An 871-nucleotide genomic window follows, 5' to 3' on the forward strand; every position below is an offset into this window, starting at 1 on the left:
CGGTGGGAACCTCGCCCTGCATGAACGCCTTGAGGTCCATGCCCGAACAGAAGGTCTCCCCCGCGCCGGTCAGGATGCCCACGACCAGGTCGGTACGGGAGTCCAGCTCGTCCAGGGCCGCGGCGACGCCCTGGGCCACGGCGGCGTTGACCGCGTTCTTGGCCTTGGGGCGGTCGATAGTGATGACGGCGACGCCGTTTTCGGCGGTGAAGCTCACCTCGTCGCTCATCGCGCTCCTTTACTCGGTCGGCGTGGTGGACGGCGGGGAAGCGCCGGACGCGCCCGCCCCGCCGCGGACGGCACTACTTCGGCGGCATCCGCAGGCCGCCGTCGAGCCGGACGGTCTCGGCGTTGATGTAGCCGTTCTCGACCAGCGCTCGGGCCAGCTTGCCGAATTCGCCGGGCGTACCCAGGCGCTTGGGGAACGGCACCGGGGAGGCCAGGCGCTGCTTGAACTCCTCGGACTCGGGGCCCTCGCCGTAGATCGGCGTGTCCAGAATGCCGGGCGCGATGGTGTTCACGCGGATGCCGGCGGCGGCCAGGTCGCGGGCCGCGGGCACGGTCATGCCGATGATCCCGCCCTTGGAGGACGAGTAGGCGATCTGGCCGATCTGGCCTTCGAGGCCGGCGACCGACGCCGTGTTGACGATCGCGCCGCGCTCGCCGTCCTCGGTGGCGGGCTCGTTCTGCGACATCGCCGACGCGGCCAACCGCAGCACGTTGAAGGTGCCGATCAGGTTGACCTCGACGACCTTCTTGTAGCTGGCGAGGTCGTGGGGCGCGCCCGCCTTGTCGACGGTGCGGGTGGCCCAGCCGATCCCCGCGCACGACACCGCCACGCGCAGCGGCTTGCCGGTGCCGACGGCCGCCT

The 871-nt window shown here is 71.3% G+C and carries 2 protein-coding genes; both read right to left on the bottom strand.

All coding sequences use genetic code 11. The features are described from left to right. A partial coding sequence (locus D452_RS27450; RefSeq protein WP_040692824.1) for an enoyl-CoA hydratase-related protein occupies positions 1-229 on the bottom strand: 229 nt, incomplete at its 3' end. Positions 230-302: 73 nt separating this feature from the next. Next, a partial coding sequence (locus D452_RS0101160) for an SDR family oxidoreductase (protein WP_017542334.1) occupies positions 303-871 on the bottom strand: 569 nt, incomplete at its 5' end.

This window comes from Nocardiopsis prasina DSM 43845 (genome assembly GCF_000341265.1).
In the GTDB taxonomy this organism is placed as follows: domain Bacteria; phylum Actinomycetota; class Actinomycetes; order Streptosporangiales; family Streptosporangiaceae; genus Nocardiopsis; species Nocardiopsis prasina.